We start from the raw sequence: 5,626 nt of genomic DNA, 5'->3' as shown, positions 1-5,626 counted from the left end.
ACACTCTTCTTTTAATTTAATGACCCATCCATCTCCTTCTATCGTGTCCTGGTTTATTTTAGTTGGTTTTGAGATGTTTACACGGTTCCAGTCATTGCTCATTAGCGCTCCTTTTTTAGCTGTAAGTACACCAAACCAATCCCTGAGTACAAAATATTCATATACATTTCCATTAGGTTCCAATGGAATAATGCTGTTGGGATTGAACCCAATCTGCTTGTCGACTAATTCAATTATCAGGGGTTGGTCTTCCAGCAATTTATTAGTGTATTGTTCGATTTTTTTCTGGCGTTTCTTCCACCGCAAATTTTCTTCAGATTCAATTTTATCGAAGTTGTAGTGCTGCTTTATTTCATCGTATTGTAATTTACTCAGACTTTGCGGGTCAATATCAAAATGTTGCAGCGTTAGTTCAAATGCATTGAAGTTTTGCATTGTTCCGTTTTTCCAGGGTTTCCCTGAAGCATCCAATAGTAAACCGTATAATGGTCCGGAGGTGTAGGCTGTGGCCCGCGAAAGGGATGACTTTTTAGACATATTTCTGATGTTTTCCTGTAGTCGCATTTTTAGCCTTTGTGCATTGTATCCCAGTTTAAATCCGGTGTATTGGGCCAGCCCTTCCTGTGTCTCCAGTAGTATTTCTTCGTTTTTCGTCCCAGGATATTGATCAAAGCGCATTTTTCGGAAATATAAAGCATGTTTCACTGCTTCCTGGTTATTGCTGTACAGAGCTTCGTACAAGGCATTCATCTCAAGGCGGAAAAGCATTCGTGCATCTTTTTTATCCATATGTGGAATTGCCATTACGCTTATTTTTATACCCAATAAGTTCTGCAGGTTGTGAAACGATTCATGTGCCATGAGTTCCAGGGCTTCATCGCTTTTCTCACTCAATGGCCACATGACCATTGTCCAGGGCGTGCTGTCTATCAAAACCGATGTGTTGGCAATTGCCTTATTTTGTGGGTATTGGCCCCGGAATAATTTTCCATCCTTTTTAGCTCCGTAGGCTTGCAAAGGTTCGTTGGCTACAAATTCATAGTTTTGCGGATTTATGAAAAGCATTTTGTGTGGCAATTTCTGTCCCCAAAGTGCTCCGTTGTCACTTTCCCGCAATTGATCAAACTGTTTGAAATATTTTGCGGCACGATCATGATCTATTGTTTTTTGTTGTGCAGGTAGCATTGTAATCGATGCCAGGAGCAAGATTGAAATTGTTAAGGTAATAGGTTTCATAATTTTTGGCTTTAAAATTCAGTGCTAAATTATGCAGGGTATATGAGATCTTCGGTTAATACTGGGTTAATGCTGGGTTAATGGTTTCTTTTTTAGTGAAGTAAGTGTATTTTTGTGTCATGGACAGAAAAAGTAAAATCAGTTTATACCTGCTTCTTACAGGTGCCATATTGTTTTTGGTATTATCTGTTTTTATGGTATGGAATGCTTACCAATCGGCAGAACGGCAGTTTAAATTTACAAAGCAGTATTACCTCAGTACTGCATTTTTTCAAAGTGGTATGGATGGGCAGGAACTTGGCCCGCTGGCCGATTCCATAAACCAAATGCTCGGGGCCGCCGAACCGATTGTGGGTAGTAACCGGCAGGTGATCGACAGCCTTACTATACAGGCCACGAAGGAGTATCAAAATGTGGAAGAAAATTTTGCCAGGTTGTTGCAAAAAGATGGTATTCAAACCAATTTTAACATGTCTGTTATTGTGAATAAGTTCTTTATACGACAGGCAGACACCGTAATTACATTGTACGATATTGATGAAAATGGTAGTTTCTTGACGCTTTCAGGCGATATGAAAAACCTGGGTTTCCTCAAGCCCGATAATTCTTTTTTCTATAAGCTTAACAGATTTAATATCAATCTGCAGGTGTCGGTATATGTGAATTTTCCAAATATTACATTTTTTCTACTTAAACAAATTTGGTTGCAGCTGCTCATTTCATTAATCATGTTGTTTTTATTCGCAGGAATTGTGGCTTATACCATAAAAACCATACGTAAACAACAATTGGTAGATCAGATGAAAACAGATTTTATCAACAACATGACGCATGAGTTGAAGACTCCTTTAACCACGCTTTCTGTGGCAGCCAAAACCATTGATCCTGAAAATCTAAATGCAACCAGCTCCTTAATTACGAGTCAGGTGAAACGTCTCGAGTCCGTAGTAAATCAGGTGATGGAGCTGTCCACCCTCTATGAAAAAGGCATAGCCCGGGAACGTATACCTGTGCAGGAATTTTGTATGAGTTTGCTTGAAACGTTTGCCCGTCAGTCCGGAGAGGTTGAGCTTAGTTTTTATAAGGTAGAAGATGTAGACCATGTTTGGGCTGATCGTTTTTTGCTCGAAACAGCAGTACTTAATTTGCTCGATAATGCCCGGAAATATGGTGGGCAAAGTCAAATATTTATGCATGTGGCAAAGTCGGGTAGCTGGCTAAGCCTTACAGTCGCTGATGAAGGCCCGGGTATTCCGGACCGGTTTCAGAAATATGTGTTCGATAAGTTTTATCGTGTACCTGAAGGTAATAGGCATGAAGTCAAAGGTTCAGGGTTAGGGCTTTTCCATGTCAGAGAAATTGTGAAGGCTCACGGTGGGAAAGTAAAATTGATTTCAGAACCGGGCCGGGGAACCAAAGTAACAGTTTTAATTCCTTTTTAAATGAAAAGCTTACTACGTATATTGCTTGTGGAAGACGACCATGATTTAGGTAATGTGTTAACCCAATACCTTAAGATGAACAAGTTCGACGTGGAGTTATGCCGTTCGGGTGATGAGGCCATGAAACGCATACTTTCACAAAGCTATGCTTTGTGTATTCTGGATGTGATGTTGCCCGGTGTAGATGGTTTTACTTTGGCTGAACACATCAAGAATAAGCAAGATACGACACCCTTTCTGTTTTTAACTGCCCGCAATATGAAAACAGATGTGCTCAAGGGGCTTAAAATGGGAGCAGATGACTATATTACAAAACCTTTTGAGCCAGAGGAGCTGCTTTTGCGTATCCAAAATATATTGAAACGCGCTGGCAATGGTGCAGAATCTGTTTATAGAATTGGTGAGTTTTATTTCGACTATAGTCGCTACAGACTCAGGCATGGTGACCAGCAGCGTGATCTTACTGCCCGGGAAGCAGACTTGCTAAAGCTGTTGATAGATAACAAAAATACCGTACTCAAGCGGTCTGATATTTTGAAAACAGTTTGGGGCGAAGATGATTTCTTTTTAGGTCGAAGTATGGATGTTTTTATTACGCGATTGCGTAAATATATGGCTGCTGATAATCGCATCGCAATTCAGTCTGTGCGTGGTGTCGGAATTATGCTTGAGGTCAAAGAATAGTGGTGTTTCGGGGCTGGTTATGGCCTTCATTAAAGCTTATTCTTTTATATAGTTTCCACTGACCTTGGCCGCATTGATATAGCTTGTGTACAGAAATGATACAAAAAATTGTTCGTTTATGAATACAGCTTTTATTTATCATAATTTTTGTTATATTTGGGTTTCCAGTATTAGTGTTGTTGCTTTATGTTACTGATATTAAGCTTATTATTTTCCAAATGAAAACAATTACAGTTCTAAATGCACCGATTTTTTAAAACCCGGTTTCTGCAAATATTTATTATTTGCATATATGTTTTTCCTGCTCATGCACAAAATTCTTTAGGTGAAGAGCAGTCGTTGTATAACTATGTGAAAGAACAGTATAAGACCAGCGACATACTTGTGAATGGAAAAGAATTGTTCCCGGATGATCCCCGCATAAACAATTATCCATATCTGTTTACTGAAAACTGGATTGCTGCAGATATCTATATTAAAGGTGAAGTTTTCTATAATGAACTTATTCGGTATAACCTTTATTCAGATCAATTGGTTTTACAGTTTTATCAAGAACAAACCCTTCCTAAAGCAATTATACTTGATAATCAGCTTGTAGATTCTGTTGATGTTAACGGGCATATGCTTGTTTCAGTATTTCGTCTGGGATTTTCAGATATTGACAGAAGTTTTGTTGAACTCATCGAAAGCGGAGAAATGAGGTATTGTATTGCTTATTACAAAGATTATATCCGTATGTATTCAACCCTTGATCCCTATGGAAAATATTCTGAATTAAAAACAAACAAATATTTGTTCAGAAATGGAAAATCGTTCAAGGCCAATAATAGGAGGCAGTTTTTAAGGGCTTTTCCGGATAGTAAAAGAGAAATTCGTCGCTTTTTAAGAAGAAATAACATGAAATATAAGAATGCGACTACCTCGCAAATAAGCACATTAATTGAGTTTTGCAATGAATTGGATTAAGAAAAGCTATGTGTCCTTGACCGGGATTATAATTCTGGTGTTTTTTAGTTGGCTTTCTGCAACAGGCCAGCAGAAAATCATTGTCTCACCGCAGGAATACGATGGTTTAACATGGAGCGATTTTTCTAATCAAATATCAGAAAATTATAATGTGCGCTTCTTTTACGGCGATGATCTTCCTGTAATTGAGTATGTTAAGGTGTCGGATAGTACAAGGCTCGAGGTTTTCCTGCAGGAGTTGTTTAATGATTTTGATATCTATGTGGCAAATGATGGCACAGGAAACTACTTTTTCATCAAAGAAAACCCACTACATACAGAACTTGCTCCGGGATTTTTTAAATCTGAACGGGAAAAAGAGAAAGAACCTGAAGAAACGAGCGATAGTAGCGATGATTTTCTTCGGACAAATAAAGATTATGCAAGCCGTACAATTGTAATCGGCAGTTATGGCGAAGCAAAAAATGGTAAAAAAAGTAGTGTTTACGGATTTGTGAAAAGTGCCGAAGATGGTGAACCTGTTGTTGGAAGTTACGTGTATATTGAGGAACTTGGTATTGGAGCAGGTACAACAGGCAATGGTTATTATGCCATATCGGTCCCGAAAGGGAAACATGTATTAACGGTCTCCAGTATTGACCGGAAAAAGAAAAAATTTTCCATTGATGTCCGTTCCGACGGACAGTTCGATATCTCCCTTGAGCGTAGATTAGTGGCGCTGAATGAAGTTGTGGTAACTTCAGATAAATATCACAATGTGCGGAGTACCAATATGGGACTTGAACGACTGACTATAAGGGATGTAAAAGAAATACCTCAGGTGCTCGGTGAAAGCGATCTTTTAAAGGTTGCCCTTTTGCTCCCCGGTGTACAAAATGCCGGTGAAGCCTCTTCAGGGTTTAATGTAAGGGGAAGCCCATCAGACCAAACGCAGTTTTTTATTAATAATGTGCCCGTATACAATACATCGCATTTATTTGGTTTTTTCTCTGCTTTTAATCCAGATGCAGTAAAAGAGTTTAAACTTTATAAGAGCAACATTCCCGCGGAGTTTGGTGGCCGGTTGGCATCTGTATTTGATATATCCACCAAAAAGGGAAATCGTCAGGAGTTTTCCGCAAGTGGCGGTATTAGTCCGGTAACAGGACGGTTGTTTCTCGAAACACCTATTCAGAAAGATAAAAGCAGTGCTTTCATCGGGTTGCGCTCCACCTATTCAGATTGGTTGCTGAGCAAAGTTAAATCGCCCGATATAAGAAACAGTAAAGCCAATTTTCGGGATGGAATAGGTTCTGTTT

General features: G+C 39.1%; 5 protein-coding genes. 4 read left to right on the top strand and 1 reads right to left on the bottom strand.

What is annotated here, in order from left to right; all coding sequences use genetic code 11:
- Window positions 1–1,236: hypothetical protein (locus VJ937_RS05760; RefSeq protein ID WP_324065937.1), on the bottom strand; the 1,236-nt coding region annotated here is incomplete at its 3' end.
- A 119-nt stretch (window positions 1,237–1,355) separates the two neighbouring features.
- Between VJ937_RS05760 and VJ937_RS05755 the strand changes: the two genes are divergently transcribed.
- The 4 genes from VJ937_RS05755 to VJ937_RS05740 form a co-directional block, all read left to right on the top strand.
- Entirely contained in the window at window positions 1,356–2,678 is a 1,323-nt protein-coding gene (locus tag VJ937_RS05755) for a HAMP domain-containing sensor histidine kinase (RefSeq protein ID WP_324065936.1), read from the top strand.
- A complete protein-coding gene (locus VJ937_RS05750) occupies window positions 2,679–3,362 on the top strand; it encodes a response regulator transcription factor (RefSeq protein WP_324065935.1) in 684 nt (227 codons plus the stop codon). It begins immediately after the preceding gene.
- A gap of 240 nt (window positions 3,363–3,602) precedes the next feature.
- Complete coding sequence (locus VJ937_RS05745; RefSeq protein WP_324065934.1) at window positions 3,603–4,328, top strand: hypothetical protein; 726 nt, start codon at window positions 3,603–3,605, stop codon at window positions 4,326–4,328.
- The coding region (locus VJ937_RS05740; protein ID WP_324065933.1) for a carboxypeptidase-like regulatory domain-containing protein at window positions 4,315–5,626 on the top strand (1,312 nt) is incomplete at its 3' end. The genes VJ937_RS05745 and VJ937_RS05740, both read left to right, overlap by 14 nt.

This window comes from Salinivirga sp., from assembly GCF_035268865.1.
Taxonomy (GTDB): domain Bacteria; phylum Bacteroidota; class Bacteroidia; order Bacteroidales; family Salinivirgaceae; genus Salinivirga.
Note: the sequence above shows the minus strand (reverse complement) of the source record. Positions and strands in the feature narration are given on the sequence as shown.